This window comes from Mesorhizobium sp. M0894 (assembly GCF_040319725.1).
Classification (GTDB): Bacteria; Pseudomonadota; Alphaproteobacteria; order Rhizobiales; family Rhizobiaceae; genus Mesorhizobium.
In genome coordinates, this window is the sequence record NZ_JAMYOG010000005.1 from 204,996 (window position 1) to 223,910 (window position 18,915).

Annotated in this window: 17 protein-coding genes, 1 pseudogene and 1 riboswitch; of the genes and pseudogenes, 7 read left to right on the forward strand and 11 right to left on the reverse strand. The window is 60.5% G+C overall.

Going from position 1 to position 18,915, the window contains the following annotated elements; translation table 11 throughout:
- The first annotated feature begins 394 nt into the window (after positions 1–394).
- Positions 395–1,672, forward strand: coding sequence for a tyrosine-type recombinase/integrase (locus NKH91_RS12405; RefSeq protein ID WP_352515843.1), 1,278 nt, complete (start codon positions 395–397; stop codon positions 1,670–1,672).
- 228 nt (positions 1,673–1,900) lie between these two features.
- Here the strand turns inward: NKH91_RS12405 and NKH91_RS12410 are convergent.
- The 8 genes and pseudogenes from NKH91_RS12410 to NKH91_RS12445 form a co-directional block, all read right to left on the reverse strand.
- Positions 1,901–2,044, reverse strand: a pseudogene (locus NKH91_RS12410) (ribosome small subunit-dependent GTPase A); the annotation flags it as partial.
- A complete protein-coding gene (locus NKH91_RS12415) occupies positions 2,040–2,801 on the reverse strand; it encodes a hydroxymethylpyrimidine/phosphomethylpyrimidine kinase (RefSeq protein ID WP_023717062.1) in 762 nt (253 codons plus the stop codon). The pseudogene NKH91_RS12410 and the gene NKH91_RS12415, both read right to left, overlap by 5 nt.
- Positions 2,792–3,397 carry a thiamine phosphate synthase gene (locus NKH91_RS12420; RefSeq protein ID WP_352884941.1) on the reverse strand — a complete coding sequence of 202 codons (606 nt, stop codon included), beginning with the start codon at positions 3,395–3,397 and terminating at the stop codon, positions 2,792–2,794. Before NKH91_RS12420 ends, NKH91_RS12415 begins: the two co-directional genes overlap by 10 nt.
- Positions 3,394–4,167, reverse strand: a complete 774-nt coding sequence (locus NKH91_RS12425; protein WP_352494344.1) for a thiazole synthase — start codon at positions 4,165–4,167, stop codon at positions 3,394–3,396. The genes NKH91_RS12420 and NKH91_RS12425 overlap by 4 nt, the downstream gene beginning before the upstream one ends.
- A gap of 3 nt (positions 4,168–4,170) precedes the next feature.
- Positions 4,171–4,368, reverse strand: coding sequence for a sulfur carrier protein ThiS (gene thiS, locus NKH91_RS12430; RefSeq protein ID WP_023717065.1), 198 nt, complete (start codon positions 4,366–4,368; stop codon positions 4,171–4,173).
- The gene (gene thiO / locus NKH91_RS12435; protein ID WP_023717066.1) at positions 4,337–5,338 is read right to left on the reverse strand and encodes a glycine oxidase ThiO; all 1,002 of its coding nucleotides are present in this window, start codon (positions 5,336–5,338) and stop codon (positions 4,337–4,339) included. The genes thiS and thiO overlap by 32 nt, the downstream gene beginning before the upstream one ends.
- On the reverse strand, positions 5,335–7,170 hold the full coding sequence (gene thiC, locus NKH91_RS12440; protein ID WP_352950973.1) for a phosphomethylpyrimidine synthase ThiC: 1,836 nt from the start codon (positions 7,168–7,170) through the stop codon (positions 5,335–5,337). The genes thiO and thiC overlap by 4 nt, the downstream gene beginning before the upstream one ends.
- A gap of 103 nt (positions 7,171–7,273) precedes the next feature.
- Positions 7,274–7,390, reverse strand: a riboswitch (TPP riboswitch).
- 182 nt (positions 7,391–7,572) lie between these two features.
- Entirely contained in the window at positions 7,573–9,117 is a 1,545-nt protein-coding gene (locus tag NKH91_RS12445) for a Fic family protein (RefSeq protein ID WP_023717068.1), read from the reverse strand.
- Between the two features lie 1,147 nt (positions 9,118–10,264).
- Between NKH91_RS12445 and NKH91_RS12450 the strand changes: the two genes are divergently transcribed.
- The 4 genes from NKH91_RS12450 (at position 10,265) to NKH91_RS12465 (ending at position 14,234) form a co-directional block, all read left to right on the forward strand.
- Positions 10,265–10,720: a YybH family protein gene (locus NKH91_RS12450; RefSeq protein ID WP_051409569.1), complete on the forward strand. Its 456-nt coding sequence runs from the start codon at positions 10,265–10,267 to the stop codon at positions 10,718–10,720.
- 518 nt (positions 10,721–11,238) lie between these two features.
- Complete coding sequence (locus NKH91_RS12455; protein WP_352589119.1) at positions 11,239–13,236, forward strand: conjugal transfer protein TraG; 1,998 nt, start codon at positions 11,239–11,241, stop codon at positions 13,234–13,236.
- A 4-nt stretch (positions 13,237–13,240) separates the two neighbouring features.
- Positions 13,241–13,675, forward strand: a complete 435-nt coding sequence (locus NKH91_RS12460) for a CopG family transcriptional regulator (RefSeq protein WP_352494341.1) — start codon at positions 13,241–13,243, stop codon at positions 13,673–13,675.
- 382 nt (positions 13,676–14,057) lie between these two features.
- Positions 14,058–14,234 carry a hypothetical protein gene (locus NKH91_RS12465; RefSeq protein ID WP_352479403.1) on the forward strand — a complete coding sequence of 59 codons (177 nt, stop codon included), beginning with the start codon at positions 14,058–14,060 and terminating at the stop codon, positions 14,232–14,234.
- Between the two features lie 658 nt (positions 14,235–14,892).
- Here the strand turns inward: NKH91_RS12465 and NKH91_RS12470 are convergent.
- Positions 14,893–15,198: a hypothetical protein gene (locus tag NKH91_RS12470; RefSeq protein ID WP_352589122.1), complete on the reverse strand. Its 306-nt coding sequence runs from the start codon at positions 15,196–15,198 to the stop codon at positions 14,893–14,895.
- Positions 15,199–15,836: 638 nt separating this feature from the next.
- Positions 15,837–16,721 (reverse strand): hypothetical protein, encoded by an 885-nt coding sequence (locus NKH91_RS12475; protein ID WP_352884966.1) that lies wholly within the window; start codon positions 16,719–16,721, stop codon positions 15,837–15,839.
- 857 nt (positions 16,722–17,578) lie between these two features.
- On the opposite strand from NKH91_RS12475, the gene NKH91_RS12480 reads away from it, so the two are divergent.
- Together NKH91_RS12480 and NKH91_RS12485 are read left to right on the forward strand one after the other, a co-directional pair.
- Entirely contained in the window at positions 17,579–17,779 is a 201-nt protein-coding gene (locus NKH91_RS12480) for a DUF2905 domain-containing protein (RefSeq protein ID WP_352589125.1), read from the forward strand.
- A gap of 409 nt (positions 17,780–18,188) precedes the next feature.
- Complete coding sequence (locus tag NKH91_RS12485) at positions 18,189–18,314, forward strand: hypothetical protein (protein WP_352589128.1); 126 nt, start codon at positions 18,189–18,191, stop codon at positions 18,312–18,314.
- Between the two features lie 241 nt (positions 18,315–18,555).
- On the opposite strand, the gene NKH91_RS12490 is transcribed toward NKH91_RS12485, so the two are convergent.
- Complete coding sequence (locus tag NKH91_RS12490; protein WP_352884942.1) at positions 18,556–18,816, reverse strand: DUF3072 domain-containing protein; 261 nt, start codon at positions 18,814–18,816, stop codon at positions 18,556–18,558.
- Positions 18,817–18,915 lie beyond the last annotated feature (99 nt).

An 18,915-nucleotide genomic window follows, 5' to 3' on the forward strand; every position in this document is an offset into this window, starting at 1 on the left:
CAACCGTTCCGATTAGCAGGTCAAAGGAGCATCTTTGCCGCAGGCGCTCCAGTCGGCGCTTTTCGCAGCCGTATATTCAGAGAAAAGATCGTGCGGCAGGGCATCCGGAATGGCGAGACAGAAAAGTGTGCTCAATGCGAACCGCGATCCGTCTGTTTCCGAGCGAAACTATCGGACCATAGAGATTGGCTGAGGGCTCCGTTTTGAAAATCCCCGACCAATTCGACGAGACCACGCCCCTGCGCGTCGCGATTGCAGCACGAATTGCCTTTCCCGATGGCTCGATGTGCGCAGCAGGCCTACGCAAGGAACGTGACGCCGGCCGACTTGAAACCGAGCTAATCGCAGGAAAGGAGTACGTCACCTTGCTGGCGATCACCAGAATGAGGGAGCTATGCCGCGGGCGTCGAAAGGGCCACGCCTCGTCTGGCGCGGCGAAAGCTGGAAAAAGGACGGAACACTCCGAAACAAAGCTGGATGGTTTATCCGCGATCGAACAACGTTCATCAGCGCTGGCAGCGGCGAAAAGGGCCATCCAGGACCTGAAGCTGAAAAGGCGCTCGCGGTCTACATCGCCAGCAAGTACCACCGAGCGCGCGGTGCCGAAGATGTCTTGATAGCCGATGTCGTCAGCGTCTACCTGAGAGAGGTTGCACCGAAGCATGCCGCGCCGGAAGAGACGGCGGCTCGGCTGGACAACATCCTCGATTTCTTCGGTGAAAAGACCCTCGCCGCTATTAACGGCAAACTCTGCCGCGACTACGCCGCGTCCTGTCCCACAGAAGCCGTTGCGCGCCGCCAACTCGAGGATTTTCGTGCAGCCATCAACTACTATCGCAGGGAAGGTTACACGACTGCCGCACCGACGATTGTCCTGCCCGACAAGGCTGGTGCACGCGAGCGCTGGTTGACGCGCAGTGAAGCGGCCGCTCTCATCTGGGCAGCTTGGCGTATGAAGCAGAAATGGAAGGGCCAGGAGAGCGGCCGGCGTACCGGACGACACCTCGCCCGCTTCATGCTTGTCGCGCTTTATACAGGAACACGCTCTGCCGCAGTCTGCGGCGCCGCCGTCCGTCCAACCAAAGGGCGTGGTTATGTGGACCTTGACCGCGGCATCTTTTACCGCCGTGCCGATGGCGCAAAGAAGACCAAAAAACGCCAGCCGCCCGTGCGCCTGCCGGACCGGCTATTGGCTCACCTCCGCCGCTGGGCGTGCACGGATCTCGATATCAGAACCAAGGCGCGCGGCAAAAGCGCAAATATCGGCCGAAAAATATCGCAAGATTTTGTCGTGGAATGGAATGGAAAGCCGGTGGTGTCGGTAAAGAAGAGCTTCAGGAGAGCTCGCGAGGCAGCCGGCCTCGGTCCCGACGTCACTTCGCACACGCTTCGCCACACCGCTGCGACCTGGCTGATGCGGGCCGGCGCCGACATGTGGCAGGCGGCGGGCTTTCTGGGCATCACCGTGGATGTCCTGATCGATACTTATGGCCACCATCATCCCGACTTCCAGGCAGACGCCGCCGAGAAGATCGCCAAGAAGCAGGTCGCCGCCGAGGCGACGAAATCGGTCTCAGGACAGATGACAATGAAACATGAACTCGGCAGGGGGGGGCCTATGTTTCCCACCCAAAGCTCGAAAGGAAACGCGATCATTGCGAAGCAAGCGTGACGATCGGGCCCAAAAAGCTGCGGCTTTGCTGGTAGCGCACATCGTTCGGGACGATGGGGTCGCAGGTTCACGCTGCCACCCGCACCACTTTCTCTAATTTGGGTTGGGCGGTCACGCCGTTCGAATCCACTCCGACTCCCCGGACTGAACGAAACTGCGAACTACGAGCTGCCGATCCCCTCGAAACAAGAGGACCAGCTCTCCTCCTTCATGAATGATCGCTGCGACCGCGGCCGAATTGCTTCCACGAGGTCCGGTTCGAACCGCCGTGTTGTTGCGATTTTCGTCTAAGAGTTTGCGCCAGCGAGCAAGACGCTCAGGATCCAGCATACTAGCGGCTAAAGCTGCTTGTACCGCATAGCCGGGTTCATTCTGCTCCATTCCTCTGAAACGTGGCGAAGACAACCCGCTTGCTTTCGCGCACGCAGTCTTCAAGCGGCTTCGCCTTCGCCAGATGCGCCGCAATCGCGCTGGCCAGTATGCAACCTGTTCCGCGCATTGATGTGGCAAGGCGCGGTGTATCGACGTGGATGGGTTCATGATCGGAGCGTAATAAAATATCGGTCGATCGGAGTCCCGAGGCATGCCCACCCTTGATCAGCAGGGCCTGAGGGCCGGCGGCCAACAGTCTTTGTCCTTGTCGGAGCGCATCGTCCTCATCCACTGCCAGTTCGGAGCCAATAAGGTGCGCCAGTTCGGGAAGGTTGGGCGTGACAAGGCAGCAAAGCGGCATCAGATCGCGCTTCATGACAGCGATAGCGGCTGCCTGTAAGAGCGCCCGGCCTGAGGTGGAGGCCAGCACTGGATCGAGTACTGCCGGCACCTGTCGATTTTCGCGCAGTACGGCGGCAACCGCAGCGATGGTCTCGGCTGTTCCGAGCATGCCGATCTTGATTGCCGCCACTTCGTTGGCCTGCAGCGCGGCGCGCATCTGATCAGCCACCAGGCTTGGTGGCGAATGAAGGATTTCCAGTACGGCGTCGTGCGTTTGCACTGTGAGCGCGGTGACAGCGAGGCAGGTGCGCACGCCAATGGAAGAGATCGTCTCGATATCGCGTGCAATTCCAGCCCCACCGCTGGAGTCTGATCCGCCGACCACGAGCACATGCGGTTCTCGCCTCAGCGCCATGGCTTTGTCTTTTCGATCCATTCTCGCGTGCGCGCTTCGGGATCGGCATTCAAGGTGATGTCGGTGACCACCGCGGCGCTGTCCGCACCAGCCTCGAAGACACCGTCGAGCCGGTCGGGGTTGAGGCCGCCGATGGAGACCAATGGGATCGGCGCCACCCGATGCTTCCACTCGCTGATCCGCTCGAGCCCTTGCGGCGCCCATTTCATCTGCTTCAGGACGGTGGGATAGATGGGGCCGAGCGCGATATAGTCGGGCTCGGCAGCGATGGCCGTTTCCAGTTCGAGATGATCGTGCGTGCTGAGCCCAAGCTTCAATCCGGGGTACTTAATCGCCAGCAGGTCGGCCGCAGCCAAATCCTCTTGGCCGAGATGGACGAAGTCGCAGCCTTCCTCAATGGCGAGCCGCCAATGGTCGTTGACGATCAGTTGGCAACCATGGACCGCGCAGACGCCCTTCGCGCGGCGGATTTCCGTCCGCAACGTGGCCTCGTCCCTATCCTTGATGCGCAACTGAACCAGCTTGACGCCAAGCGGCACCAGCCGTTCGATCCAGGCGGCGCTGTCGACGATCAGGTAGAAGGGGTCGAGCTTCATGAAAAAACTGCCCTGCCAATTGTCGGCGTCGACGGCACGGCGACGTCCTGCGGTTCGAGCATTCCCGAGTTGAAAGCTTCACGACCGGCCTCGACCGCCTTGCCGAACGCACGCGCCATGCCGACCGGATCGGCCGCCTTCGCGACTGCGGTGTTCAGGAGTACGGCGTCAAAGCCGAGCTCCATGACGGTTGCCGCGTGCGACGGCCGTCCGAGCCCCGCATCCACGATCAGCGGAACGCCTGGGAAATGTGCGCGCATCGAGCGCAGCGCCGGAATGTTGATCGGCCCGAGGGCGGAACCGATCGGTGCACACCACGGCATCAGAACCTGGCAGCCCGCCTCCAGCAGTCGCTCGGCGACGACAAGATCGTCGGTGGTATAGGGGAATACATCAAAACCGTCCTCGCACAGGATGCGGGCGGCCTCGACCAGCCCGAACACGTCCGGCTGCAGCGTGTCGTGGTTGCCGATCACTTCGAGCTTGATCCAGTTGGTGCCGAAAACTTCGCGCGCCATCTTCGCGGTCGTGACCGCTTCCTTGACGGAGTGGCAGCCGGCAGTGTTGGGCAGGATTCTGACGCCGAGCGAGCGGATCAACGACCAGAATTGTTCGCCGGCCCTGCCGCCTGCCATCTCACGGCGTAACGAGACGGTTACCGCCGAAGCGCCCGACGCCTTGACGGCCTCGGCAAGGATGGCCGGCGATGGATATTGAGCGGTGCCGAGAAGCAGGCGGGAGGCAAGCGACGTTCCGAGAAGATCGAACATGGCCTAGCCTCCCTGCATCGGTGAGAGGATTTCGATCCGGTCGCCGTCGCTCAACCGGAATTCCGCCCGGTTGGCTTTGTGCACGAGTTCGCTGTTGACGGCCGTTGCCAGCCAATCGCCTTCATAGTCGAGCGCCGCAAGCAGCTCGGCCAGCGTGGTGGCTGCAACCTCATGCACTTTGCCGTTGACCGTCAGTTTCATGAGCAAGCTCCTTCGTTCCGTCTTGATGGAAGACCAGGTCGGCCGCCTGGCGCGCCATGGCAGGGGCGAGAAGAAAGCCATGGCGATAAAGCCCGTTGACTGCGACGGTGCTTCCATGTGCCTCGACACGCGGCAGATTGTCGGGAAAAGCAGGACGGACGCCGACACCGGTTTCAACGATCCCGGCCTCGCCGAATGCCGGATGGAGGGCATAGGCGGCACCCAGAAGCTCCATCATCGAACGCACCGTGGCCGGCTCGGCGGACCCGCTCTCGATCATGGTCGCACCGACCATGAAACACTGGCCGGTGCGCGGCACCACATAGAGCGGAAAGCGCGGATGAAGCAGCCGGACCGGGCGCGACAGCGAGATGTCGGGCGTGCGCAGGATCAGCATTTCGCCGCGAACGCCACGTAGCCGGTCATCGATGGCTGCCATTCCCGTGCAGTCGATCTGATGATCGAAACCAAAAACATGCCAGACCTCGGTGCCGAAGTGAAACTCGACACCCATGGCTGCGAGCTTGTCATGAAGCGCTGCCATCGCCTGACGCGGGTCGAGATGCGCCTCGTCGGAGAAGAGCAATCCGCGCCGGAAGCGGCCGGCGAGGTCGGGCTCCAGGAGCGCAATTTCGTCTTCATCGACACGCCGATGGCCCGAGGTGCGGCTGGCGAAGCGGTCGATCTCGCCCGCATCGCGCGGCGCGGCCACGACCAGCGTTCCGGCCCGCGTCACCTGGCCGGGGGTTGCGGCATCCCACCAGTCGGCGGCACCGCGCCCGAGATCCAGCACCGGCTGCTCGGCGCTTTCGCGCTCGCACCATGGCGCCAACATGCCGCCGGCGAACCACGACGCATTGCCCCCAAGGCCAGGCCTTGTCTCGGCAACGGAAACCGCCGCGCCGCGTGCGGCGAGCTCGAAGGCGGCGGTGAGGCCGGCAACGCCGGCCCCTTTGACCAGCACCTTCATGATGGCTCACGTGGCTGAGGTATGAGCGGTGCGCCGGTCTCGTCCGCCGGCAGGTAGAGATCGCCGCCCTCGCGGTATTTCGCCGCCATCGCCGCCATGCCCTCCTTCTGCGCTTCGGTGCGGATGTCGTGGGAAATTCGCATCGAGCAGAATTTCGGCCCGCACATCGAGCAGAAATGCGCCAGCTTGTGCGCCTCCTTGGGCAAGGTCTGATCGTGGAAGGACCGCGCGGTTTCGGGATCGAGCGACAGGTTGAACTGGTCCTCCCAGCGGAATTCGAAGCGCGCGCGGGAAAGGGCATCATCCCTGACTTTCGCCGCCGGATGACCTTTTGCCAGGTCGGCGGCATGGGCGGCTATCTTGTAGGTGATCACGCCGATCTTGACGTCGTTGCGATCGGGAAGGCCGAGATGCTCCTTGGGCGTGACGTAGCAGAGCATGGCGGTGCCGAACCAACCGATCATCGCCGCGCCGATGCCGGAGGTGATGTGGTCGTAGCCCGGCGCGATGTCGGTCGTCAGCGGCCCAAGCGTATAGAACGGCGCCTCGCCGCAGACGGCGAGCTGCTTGTCCATGTTCTCCTTGACCTTGTGCATCGGCACGTGGCCGGGGCCTTCGATCATTACCTGGCAATCCTTCGCCCAGGCGATCTGTGTCAGCTCGCCGAGCGTCTCCAGCTCGGCGAATTGTGCTGCGTCATTGGCGTCGGCGATCGAGCCAGGACGAAGGCCGTCGCCCAGCGAAAAGGACACGTCATAGGCGCGGCAAATGTCGCAGATCTCGGCGAAATGTTCGTAGAGGAAGCTTTCCCGGTGATGATGCAGGCACCATTTGGCCATGATCGAGCCACCGCGCGAGACGATGCCAGTGACCCGGTCAACGGTCAGCGGGATGTAGTGCAGCCGCACGCCCGCATGGATGGTGAAATAGTCGACGCCCTGTTCGGCCTGTTCGATCAGCATGTCGCGGTAGACCTCCCAGGTCAGGTCCTCGGCGATGCCGCCGACCTTTTCGAGCGCCTGATAGAGCGGCACCGTGCCGATCGGAACCGGCGCGTTGCGGACGATCCAGTCGCGGATGTTGTGGATGTTGCGGCCGGTCGACAGGTCCATCACCGTGTCTGCGCCCCAGCGGATCGCCCACACCATTTTTTCGACCTCTTCAGCCATCGACGATGTGACGGCGGAGTTGCCGATGTTGGCGTTGATCTTGACCAGGAAATTGCGACCGATGATCATCGGCTCGCTCTCGGGATGGTTGATGTTGGCGGGAATGATTGCGCGTCCGCGCGCCACCTCATCACGCACGAAATCCGGCGTGACGAAATCGGGCAGTGTCGCGCCGAAAGCCTCGCCGTCGCGCTGCAGCTTGCCGCGCGACATCTCGCGACCAAGGTTCTCGCGGATGGCGACGAACTCCATTTCGGGTGTGATGATGCCGGCGCGCGCATAGGCAAGCTGCGTCACCGCCTTGCCTGCTTTGGCTCTGAGCGGTTGATGGCGAATGGGAAATTCCGGCGTCAGGCGTTCGCCCGTCGCGAATCCGTTGTCCTCCGGCCGGACATGGCGGCCGTCATAGGCCTCGACATCGCCGCGCGCCGTAATCCATTCGTGGCGAAGCCGTGCAAGGCCATTTTCGATGCTGGTTTCGACAGTCGGGTCTGTATAGGGGCCGGACGGATCGTAGACGGTGACGGGCGGTTCGCCGGCCGTCGGATGGACGGAGATTTCGCGCATCGGCACCCTGATCTGCGGGTGGATGGCACCGGGCTTGTGGATTTTTCGTGAGGCGGGCAGCGGTCCCGTCGAGACGGCGGGGGTGAGGGCATTCATCTTGAGGCTCCTTTGCTCGTTGCATTGGAGACCCAGTTCTGTGCCGGGAGGATGAAAAGACGCTTCTGTCGACCTGCCGAAACAGGACCTCGGGCGTAAACTCCCGCAAGCGCTTGCACCGTCCCTACGCCAGTATGAACTGGATCAGGTTCAACGGGTCACTGCGCCGCGAATGCCAGCAGTATCTCAGCCCCTTGCCGGGACTCCCCTGGTGAATGCGTGAGGTTGGACGGGACGGCTCCGGTTTGTCAAGCGCGTTCTGGCCGCGGCTGATCGGCGGCCGGTCAGACCGTGCGGAAAAAATCGTGCATGTCTCGGCGACAAGTCAAGCCTCGGAGATGAAGGCAGGGACAAGGGAATTACAAACCGTCGGACTAAAAATCGATCCTGATGATCACACCTTCAATGGGCACCAAAGGTTTGCGCGTAGATCGCCTCGATTCTTCCTGCCTCGTCACTGGTCAGCGTGGCGAATTCCTTTTCGCGCGCGCGGTTCGATAGATGTCCATCATTCTGGTGAAGAAAACGGAAGAGCAGATCGGTCAACCGCTCGGGCATGTCAATAAAGGCGTCCACCTGCTGCCGGAACTGATCGTAGCGCTGCAGAAATGCGGTTTCCTCGGGAAGGTCCCGTTCGATCGTCCGCTGAACGCAGGCATAGAGGAATTCGGCGTGCGGGGTTGCATCGAAGAACCGGTAGAAATCACCGGTGTCATTCAGCACCCGGACGTTGAATTGCGGCGTCGGTTCCCATTCCACCAATGGCAGAAGGCGCTGCGAATAGCTCTCGAGCACGCCCCTGTACTCGTTGATCTGGTCCAGGATCGCGGCCGAGACGGGAAAGACCACTCCCGGCGGATTGAAGCCGCGCATGGCAAGGACGTGGTGGATTAGGTAGCGGTGAATGCGGCCGTTTCCGTCCTCGAACGGGTGAATGTAGACAAAGCCGAAGGCGAGGATTGCGGCGGCTACGACTGCATCAAGGTTTTGCGCGGGGCCCTGATCGAACGCCGCCATTCCATCGATTAGCCGCGGCAGGTCCTCGGGCCGAGCGCTGATGTGATCGGGCAAGGGCGTGCCGTTGTCTCGGTCATGCTCACCGACGAAACCTCCTTCTTTTCGGAAGCCAAGTCTTGCGAAACGGGCGTCGCCAAGTACAATTCTTTGCAGACGCAGCAGCTCATCGCGATCGATCGGCCAGCGGCCGGCTTCGCCGATGGCGCGGCCCCAGCGCTGGATGCGATCTTGCGGCGGGCGCTCGCCCTCGATCGCATAGCTTGATCGCGAGTCTTTGAGCAAAAGAAAGGCGGCGGTCCGAGCAAGAAGGTCGCGCGGCACGTCCGCTACGATTGCCTCCGCGCGCCGCGGTAGTTCAAGGCCGATGAATTTTTCGAGAATCTTGGTGCGGAACACCAGAGGGCAGAACTCACGCGTGCCGGGGAGATTGTCCCTTACGCGGTAGCGCGAAGCGGTCTTGTCGGGTCCGGGCCACTGCAGCTCGGGATCGACAACCGGAATGTATCGTCCGGCCGCCGCGTCCGGCAGATCGATACGGGCGCCCCTCAGCCATTCATATAAAAACCAGATGCGGCGGGCATAACTGCCGGTCGGGCTTTCACGGACCAGCGCCTCGATCGGCGCGGGACCGGTCACTTGGAACAGCCGCTTGAGGACGGCAAGGTCCAGTCCCTCGTACTTGAGCGCAAAGGTCAGGTGGCCTTCGAGGGTAGGATTTGGGGCGTGGCGGGGGGTCATGATCCGCCAGCCATCCCGTTCGGTAATGCGATGATGCTCGCCCGTGGCGAACAACCTACGGGGCAAGGGCACGGCGAGCCTGTAGGCTCCGACCAGGGCGCTGTACCCGGCCGGGGTCGCCGTTTCAGGAAGGCGGATTTCCTGAAAAACGGTAACAGGACCTGAAAATTGGTGCTCTTGCACCGGAGGCATGAAAAGCGAATCCTTTCATCGAATTTTGGTTCAGCTGGGCCAACACCTGTGAAAAATGATCCTATTCCATGAAAATTGATGCCACAAGACAAATTTTCCGAAAACCGATTCTAAACGGTGCTGGAGTCATCAAGCAAGAACTCCGCCACCGGCTCAAGGAAGCGACTTCATGACAAAAAGGTGAGTCCAGGAACCGCCATTCGCCCGTCTCTTAGTCACGAGGCCGGCACGGATGGCCCGCCTTACGTCGAGCCGGATTGCTCGAGGAGAACCGCGCCGTTCGGGGCTCACTCATAGAGCGCTCCGGCGCGCGATCCCGATTTGATAGCCGCGATCACGCTCGCGACTGATCTTGGTGACGTGGCGGCGTCGGAGTAGAAAACTGATGCAGGATCTCGGTGGCGTCGTGTGTGTGTGTGTGACCTGAAGTGAGTTCTCTGCGGTATGGGGGACGGCACGCAGCGCGCGCGTCTTCTCGGCAAACAGATCGACGAAGCGGCACCGAAGGGAAGTTCCTGGCATTCATTCTCGCCATCGCTGCCCCAATTTGCCGACCGGACTGCCGATCGATCTCGCCCAATACTTTGCGCGCGCAAGGGCCGAAGTTGAACTGGGTGGCACCTGCTCATTCGGGAGCTAACTCATGCTTGGCGCGCTAGCCCGAGAGAGCTGTGCCTGATCGAATGCGTGAAATCGTAGCTCGGGTGGAGAGGCTGACACGGTCATCTGTCACCCGCCTTCGGGCTGTAACGGAAAGCGCGACATCGTCTCCAATGCTCGTTCCCCACGTCGAGGGCCCAGCGGCTTGGCTGCGGGGGGACTGTCAGCTAGTGGCCGCTGGGCCTTGACGACCAGCGAGCGTAAGAGGAGGCCCTGCGCTGGCTGACGAAAACTTGCGAGCAAAGCCACGGAAAAGCATCATTCGAACGAACTCTTTCGTCGAGACGAGGAGGGCAGTGAGGCGGTAGCCGCCGCTTTGAAGCTCTCCGGCAGCTGCTACGCTGGTCGTTCAGAGGGTCGCAGCTGCGCTTGCGCCGTCATATCAGATAAGTCTAATATAATCCGCGCCTAGCCATCGAACGCCGCGGCGCCCTCGGGTCGGCGCTATTCATCGGGTGGGCATGTCGGGTACGCAAGGGAGGACGAAATGAGACTGGTTCAGTCATTTGCATTTGCTGCTGTGCTGCTTCTTTCGTCTGCATTGTCTGCGGCCGCCCACTCGGCTCGTGAGGACATCGAAGCGGCGTTGGTAAAATTCATGGACGCCTTCAACAGCGGAAACGCAGCAGCGGTAGGTCAAATGTATACCGACGATGCCGCTCTGCTGCCACCCGACGGCAAACGCGTCGATGACCGCAAGGGCGTGGAAGAATTCTGGCAGGGCGCAATCAAGGCCGGGATGAAGAATCTCACCCTGAAGGCGCTGGAAGTGGAAGGGAGCGGGAATCTCGCCTACGAAGTTGGCGCATTTACGCTCAGTGTGCCGAGCAAAGGCGGTGCCCCTTCCACCGTTGCGGGCAAGTACATTGTCGTTTGGAAAAAAGGGGGCGACGGGACATGGCGCCTGCATCGGGACATCTGGAACTTAGGTGCGGCCCAATAGATTCCGCGATCCGTGAGGCCGGCGCGGCTTGCAACAGTTCCAACGAAAGTCCATGGCAATAGTTGATGTGAATGAATTGATTAACAAAATTGAACAGACTTGATGGGTCTGCTCATCGAGTCGGCTCTGGATCTATCGCGCTACCGATCAGGGAGGCGGTAAGATTCGAGCTCAGCAGAACGGCTGACCACCACTTGCCGGGACTAGAGTGTTCTCCGGCTCGGCGCGCCGCTGAGGACTCTTGTTCATTTGGTCATGCGCAATCCGTGGTTCTCCAAGAACCCGTCCATCTCGTCAAATGCCATCTGAGCCGAGACAACTAACTATCATTGGGCAAGTAGCGGCTCAACGGCTCCAGAAGAAAGCAGCCCCCCTATGCTCGTTCAACATTCGAGATCGCATCGGGCAAGTCTTTCCACGTGCGGGTACGCCATGCTGCTTCGACCGCCCCTTTTTTCTTGCGGATTTAGGAATTCGAGCTTTTCGGTTGTTCCGATCATCCATTTGGGAAACGACCGATGCCGGCAAGCAAGGTTTTATGGGGCCAGATACTCACCGCCTTTCTGATCGTCGTCGCGACAACATGGGGAGCAACACAGTGGACGGCAGGGCGGCTCGACTTTCAAAGCCAACTCGGTCCGCCGTGGTTCGAATTGGCTGGACACCCCGTTTATCCGCCGCCAGCCTTTTTCTGGTGGTGGTTTTTCTACGACGCCTACGCGCCGAACGTCTTCCTGGAGGGCGCGGCGATTGCGGCGAGCGGAAGCCTCATGGCTATCGTCGCAGCGATCGGGACGTCGCTGTGGCGGGCGCGCGAGGGAAAGGATACCACGACTTACGGCTCGGCGCGCTGGGCGACGCGAGACGAAATCAAGGCCGCTGGGATGATCGGTCAGGATGGGGTGATCCTGGGTATGTTGGGCCGACACTATCTACGCCACGACGGTCCGGAACACGTGCTATGTTTCGCACCGACCCGAAGCGGCAAAGGCGTCGGCCTGGTCGTGCCGTCACTACTGACCTGGCCGGGTTCGGCAATCGTCCACGACATCAAAGGCGAAAACTGGGAACTGACGGCCGGATGGCGGGCCCGTTTCGGCCAGGTGCTTCTGTTCGACCCGACCAATGCTGGATCCGCAGCCTACAATCCTCTGCTGGAGGTGCGACGGGGCGAGTGGGAAGTTCGAGATGTGCAGAACGTGGCGGATGTCCTGGTCGACCCAGAAGGCACATTGGAACGCCGCAACCACTGGGAGAAGACCAGCCATGCGTTGCTGGTCGGCGCAATACTGCACGTGCTCTATGCGGAGAAAGACAAGACCCTCGCAGGCGTGGCGAACTTCCTTTCTGATCCAGAGCGGCCAATCGAGGCAACGCTGCGCGCCATGATGCTGACGCGGCATTTGGGTGATGCAGGCCCGCATCCCGTCGTGGCGTCGGCTGCTCGGGAACTGCTTAACAAGTCCGAGAACGAGCGTTCCGGCGTGCTCTCGACGGCCATGAGTTTTCTGGGCCTCTACCGCGATCCAGTTGTGGCCAAGGTGACGTCATACTGTGACTGGCGGATCGCAGACCTTGTCGAGGAGGCACGGCCGACGACGCTCTATCTGGTCGTGCCGCCATCGGACATCAGTCGCACAAAGCCGCTGATGCGACTCGTGCTTAACCAGATCGGCCGCAGGCTCGCCGAAAATCTTCACGCGAAGGATCACCGGCAGCGTCTTTTGATGCTGCTGGACGAGTTTCCCGCGCTCGGCAGGCTCGATTTCTTCGAAAGCGCGCTGGCCTTCATGGCCGGGTATGGCATCAAGTCGTTCCTGATTGCACAATCGCTCAATCAGATCGAGAAGGCCTACGGACCGAACAATTCCATCCTCGACAATTGTCATGTGCGGGTGAGCTTCGCCACGAATGACGAGAGGACGGCCAAGCGCGTCTCAGACTCTCTGGGGACCGCGACCGAGTTGCGCGCCATGAAAAACTATGCGGGGCACAGATTGTCGCCCTGGCTCGGGCATCTGATGGTCTCGCGGCAGGAAACGGCGCGTGCACTGATGACGCCGGGCGAGATCATGCAGCTGCCCCCGACCGAGGCGATCATTATGATCTCGGGCCAGTTCCCAATCCGTGCGACGAAGGCACGCTACTTTGCCGACCCGCGTCTTGCCGAGCGTGTCTTGCCGCCGCCAAGGACCGGAGGGACAATGCAGAACGCTCGCTCTGAGGACTGGACCGACACGACACTTCTTGCTGAGCCGGAAGGCAAATCTCGCAAGCTGAGGCTTGCCAGGGATCAGCAGGACGAGGATCCGGCCAATGGCGGCATTCGCCGCCAGCCCGAGCTTCCCGAACACGAAGACATCGCGCCGGAACGAACGCCACGCTGCGACGATGAGTTCGACCTCGACAGGGACGAGCCCGATGATGACGCCGTTCGTCGCCGCAGTGTCGATCAAGCCATGAGACGCGCAGCTCGTCAGGCCGCCCTTGACCCCAATGATGGCATTGAGCTTTGAGCGCATGAAGAACGCCAAGAAAAGACGTCTGTCTGCCTATCTCGACCCTGACGTAATGAGGGCACTGGCAGATTACGCTGGGCGGCGCGAGGTCTCGCTGTCACTGGTCGCCGAGGCTGCGCTCGCGTCGTTCCTGTCGCCGGACGCCGAAGAACGAAAGCAAGCGGCGATCACTCGCCGCCTCGACCAGATCGATCGACGCGTGCAGCGGGTCGAGCGTGACGTCGGAATTGCTATTGAGACGCTAGCATTGTTCGTCCGGTTTTGGCTCAACTCGACTCCAGCCTTGCCGGAATCGGCGCAAGCGGAGGCGCGTGCCAAGGGCTTGCAGCGCTACGACAATTTCGTCGATGCGCTCGGTCGCCGGCTCAGCAAAGGACCAAGGCTCAGGCAGGAGATAGCCGACGATGTTCCGCCAGCGCCGCCGGCAACTGGATGAGCTGCCGGCAAGACAGGCGCTTCAAAAGCCCAACCCCGGTGCCCGATTGCGGAGCTATTTTGCGCAGCTGATACCCATCAGATCACCTTTCATCGGAGCGGCGGACCTCGGCATTCGTCTCCACAGTCGATCTCGGCTAGCAGTGTGCCTTGCCGGATTGGAGTTCTTTCGACCGCGCATGCTTGGTTGAATTCGAGCCTCGCCGCCCCGAGGAACAGGTTCTTGCCCGCGCCGTACCAAAGATTGATAATCACTTTGAAACTGCCCGGTGGCACGGTATCGCTGCCGAACCGGACATCAGGTCTTTCCTTGGCGCAATAACTTTGAAACAAATCCTGCTGGCAGGCGTTCCAGCATAGCGGGCGGGTTTCCGGAGGACCCAATGCCCGACGAATACAATGACATCGTCATCCCCCAAGACCACGACGCATTGCCACTTCGGGAGGAGGAGTATTTCGTCGTCTGCCCGGCGTGCGGCCAGGCATTCGACATCAGGTGTATGGCAGAGGCGCTTCATCACAACGAGCTGGGCCATCAGCCCTACGACCTCGACTCGTAGTCGCCGGCGTTGCCGTCGGGTCAGCTTACAACGAATCCCTGTCGCGAGGGCGTAGCTTTGCCGGCACGCTGTGTCGTGACAGACACCTTGCAGGCTTTCAGCGACGACTTGATTGCCGTTGCGGTTGTTGTCGATGTGGCCGTGGCTGTCACCGACCGGTTGTTAACCCAGGGGAGGGCGCTTACTCCACCGCAACCATGTCGTCCAGTTCCGTCGCGACGCACCGAAGCAGACTTTTTGCGGGCATCGGTGGCGGGACGAACATGTGATCTCCATAATGGATACGAGCCGGCGCCCATCGCGTCTGACCGGCGACCAAGCGCTCGCTGCAGAGAAAAGTTCCCGTCGAGCGGGATGCCGCGTTGCCTTCACACGGGATGTGCTGGTCGTCTCCTTCCACAGCGCACACGTGCCACGCGTCCTGGACGGGCGCGCCGCCTGTTGCCGAGAGCGACGATCGCGAATGCGAAGATCTGACTTGCTTCACCGGTAATCCGAAAGCGCCAGGAACGCGCTACGCTGGGCGCCTGCCCTAGCGTCGAGCTCCCATTTATCCGTTCTCCGCTCCATATCCGACTGGACAGCGCGGCACCCTTGGGCTGTTCAAAGGCGCTTGCATCTTCCCCGCGCCGACACCGGCTGTTGTCTCGCCGGAGCGTTAACCCGTTGGAGCCCGGCGGGGCTTTCTCAGCCTAGTGATCGCCGACTTATCGACAGTAATCACCCCGCCGCAGTCAATGCGCACAGTGAGTTTGTTCCCTCCGCAATCGATGCGGGTGACGTCCCCAACAAGAACCACTCGGTCGCCGGCCCGGACTTTCGGTGGCGGATCAATCGTATAAGGATGGTCATACGAAGGAATGCTCACCCTGGCGCGCCCGCTGGGGAGAATCGCGATGACGATACCTGCTAGCGCAACCTCATCGCCGACCTCAAATTCACCAGGCATGTTAACGTGCAGCATGGTGTTCCTCCCGATGCTTTCCTAATTCACCCTTTGCTAAATTAATGCCCGGCCAACCAGGTTGGTTGCTTGCAATCGGCTTCGTACGGTTCCGCACAATTCCAAGCTGGGGTATGCACTCCCAGTTGGCCTCGGATCGGCCTTTGTGTGCGTCAAATTCTGCAGAAATGGTTTAACATTTCAGCGATGACCTTGGCGCGCTTGCCCAACCACGTGTTAGCGGAGCGACGGACTTCCTCTCGGTCCGGCGATGGCCATAAAGGGTGCGTGGAGCGGAGGAACGCCGACGCCGGAAACAGGTATCGCGTGCTGTTCCCAAAGTGACGGCTCCCTCGGAGCGGAAGTTGAACACAGGCCCACCGTTAGGTCCGGCTTCCAAACGTCATAGAAGCCGCTTGACGGCTTTACCTGCCACGCTGGTTATTGGAGCCGAATAGTCAATGCGGGTGTCGTGCGCCTAAGCGCAAGTCAAATTCGTTTTCAGGCTCGGGATATTCAAGGCCAGCGGCGCTATCATCCGGTAATATTCAGCCAGGCCATATGTTGTTCGCTATCGTTGCACATGGGAGGCTCCGATCGGGGGACATTTCAATCACAATGGCAACCGGACAGACGCTGGAAGCGCCGGGCCTGAAAGGCTAGAACGATGACACAAGCTTTGCCCTTCTTCGCGCCAGGCTTCGAGCTTTTTGGCGAGCGATCCTGAGCTCGGGCAGCGTTGGCTGCCACCAGCCTCGTTGCCGTTCCGCTAACTCGGCAGCACGCCGAGCGGGCCATGTTCTAATCAATTCAGCCAACGTCGCCGGACGCCATCTGCCCCAGACATGGTCGACGTCCGCCTCGATCAAATGCGGATAGAACGCTGCTAATTCCGAGGCGTCTACGAGTTCACCCGAAATGTCGGTGAAGACGACGATGCCGTATTGCTCCGTCGCCACGGTAAGGCCAAGCCGGGGTAAATCGTCAGCAGGCAATGGATAGCGACGTCGCCTGCGTTCGGCATACCGCAATCTAGCGGCTTTATCTTCCTCGGAGTCTTTGGACGCTTCCCGTCGCCGTTTCCTCTCGTCCGGTTCTGCGCGGCCTGCGGCCCTTTCGATGCTTGGCCAATGGCGCCTCAACTCCTCGTATGAGCGGAAAGGCACCCTCCAGGCCCGCAGTTCGTCGTCCCAGCTCGCCCATGGAACGGCTCGCAGTTCCTCGAGGACCGTCCGCGAATATGGCGTGCGGATGCGCAGGTCGTCCACGATTTCCAGATACCGGCTCGACAGGGGATCGAAGGCGAAGGCATCCCGTCCCTTGCTGTCATCATATGCTACTCGTAGATCCGCCTCTTGCGCCATCCAGCGCTGGACGCGCCGCGCGGCAGTCTTTCCCGGCACGAACCAGCTTCTGCGCTCGTCACTCCACCTGGCGCGCGGGAATGCCTGTCGAAACCGCTCAACCGCCGCGCGATCGTACGGAAAGCGCGCTTCGGCACCAGGAGCTGGCTGCGGTGCACCAGGGGCGTCGGATTTTTTCATCAGATTGCAAAGCACAGCACTGCTCTCAAACAACGCGGTGCAGCTCATTTGGGTCCAAGAACACCAGAACGTACGGTCAGAGCCGCAAGGGGAAGCCAATGAGGCGATCGGTGAAACTGCTCAACGCGCCCGGCGTGGCGAAACCTTCGCCGCGCCGGATCGTTATTCTGCTCCAGGAGAGGTCCACTCATGCCCAGACGAGATGCAGAAAACCCAACGGCCAGACGGCCAACTAGCCCTCGTTCGCGTCCCCTGAAAGGCGAGGAGACGGAAGTGAACCACATCGTCGAAACGCAAAGTGTGTCGCCAGCCCAAGCGCGAGAGCTTGTGCGGCGCCACGGAAACGATTGGCGTAAGATCGATGAAGCCGCCAAGTCTTATAAGGACGACAGCTAAGCACTTCAGGCCGGGCGGGGAAAGGGGGCATTGTCACGGCAATCCGCGGGTGCGATGGAGCGGATCGGCTTGAGGTGAGAATGACCACCGTCGCAACCTTCAACGTAAAGGGCGTCGTCAACTGCCCAATGACTGCATACGAATTGTTTGCCTCCATGAATTAAAGACGCCGGACGAGAAGTTCCTTTGGGTGCCCGCAACGATACCAGGTATCCTCGGCGGCGATCAACGAGGAGAACGGCATTCGGACGGATTGGTGATAAGGCATCGACGACTCTGAGCATTTGGGACACCGTAGGCCCTGACCAGAACGAATTGCTTCGCGCAGTCGGCGATGCTGACTACGAGACAGCGAAGATAGACAGGAAGAACCAAGAGAAATTGAGGCGCAACGACAGCAAAACAGCAATGAGAATGAGCCCAGCCAAGGGCAGCCACCATAGTCCCGGTCGGATGCCGCCATGTCCAGAACTCTGATCGTCGTTGGTTTGATCATAGTTGCCATAGGCCTATTGTGGCCTTGGGTGTCTCGGATCGGTCTGGGCAGATTGCCCGGTGACATCGTGATCCAACGTGAGAACTTCACGTTTTATGTTCCGATCGGCACCGGGATTCTGATCAGCATCGTGCTTTCGTTTGTTCTGTGGCTACTCAACCGATAGCGAGGACGGCGAGCCCGCGTCGCCGGAGGATAAGAACGACGCGGGCCGATCGGTGATATCCGATCTGGCAGCAAAAATATGAGGGAAAGAGTTGCTGCGTGGGCAGAACTTTCCCTGCGCGCCGGTGTTCCATCGCGTGAGTAAAAAAGCCCGCCGCACAGGTTGGTGCGGCGGGGGCGATCAAGCGCTGTTGCACCGGGCGGGGGCTCGGGGTCGGCATGCCCTGTGCGCGTGGATCACAGGGACTTTAGATGCATCAGCTGCAATGCGTCCACCAACCGACGGTTGGACAACACGAGGCTTGATTCCGAGAGCTTTCTCTCAGTGCCGAAGGGGCAAGATAGTTGCAGGAACTCAGTCTTCGCGCGGCACGTTGCTAAGTCGTTGACCTTCGCAAAGGATGCATGCAATGGCGAAAGACATATCTCGCGAGGAAGAGCAACGCGGCACCGAAAAAGTTCTCTTCTGGGGCGCTGCAATCGCCCTTGTCCTTTTTGTGTCTCTGCAGACCATCGCCATCATCGGGACGTCCTGATCTGTTTCGACAGCAGGATTGGACCAGCGGGCGCGAGGTCTTGGTGAGCTTAGGGCGGATGCCGGGCTGCTGCACCCTAAAAGCCGCTCCCATCCGCCGTCTGTCGTCTCGATCGCGAGTCGAGCGGCAATGCGCTGAATCAGAAAAATTAAATAGCACGGGTCACAACCTGCAGCAAAACTGTCCAAATTCGACCCGCTCGAGCTGTCCTTCGCTGGATACGAAAGCCCACGAGCGGACGCTACAGGCCCAACTTCTCCCGGAGTACATCAATGCGTTTAGAAGCTTCCGCCTTGCTGAGGCCGCCAGCATAGGCGTCAGGGTCGTCGGCCTGTTCGGCCAGAGTTTTCAAATAGGAGGCTTGTGCGGGAGTCATTGGGTCATCTCCGCTGACCCAATCTTCCGGGTCCTTTTCGACATTTGCCGATGTCTCGATTTTTGGGTTGTGCCGGTCGGCCATGATCAATCTCCCTTGATGATCACCACAATGAGAAATGATCATGATTTGTTCCGCCACTTTGGTAGCCTTTCTCACACCGTTTGCACCGGCCCGGTCTGCGGATCGAATGGAACCAGCGAAGGCCGTGTCCGAGCGGCGCTT